Annotated in this window: 1 protein-coding gene; it reads right to left on the bottom strand. The window is 43.4% G+C overall.

From position 1 onward, the window contains the following. Positions 1 to 78 precede the first annotated feature (78 nt). Positions 79 to 226: glycoside hydrolase family protein (locus ACGF5R_RS24980; protein ID WP_387693238.1), on the bottom strand; the 148-nt coding region annotated here is incomplete at its 5' end.

Raw genomic sequence — 226 nt, 5'->3', positions numbered from 1 at the left:
GTAATGCAGAGTGATAGTAATAAGCTGTGAGTGAGACAATAATCAGTGCAATAAGCGTGTAGTAGTGAGCGTTGAATTTCATGATAAAAACATCGTTTTCTCAGATGCTCGCCTGGCATCTAAACCCGGTAATACTCGCCCACCCGCTTTATTCCACTCCATGAACTGATTCGCCGCACCCTTATAATCACCAGCGTTGAGCTTTTTAAGTAAAGTAGAACGGACG

The organism is Photorhabdus sp. RM71S (assembly GCF_042879355.1).
Taxonomy (GTDB): Bacteria; Pseudomonadota; Gammaproteobacteria; order Enterobacterales; family Enterobacteriaceae; genus Photorhabdus; species Photorhabdus kayaii.
The sequence above is the reverse complement of the archived record's forward strand: the minus strand, read 5'-3'. Positions and strand labels throughout refer to the sequence as shown.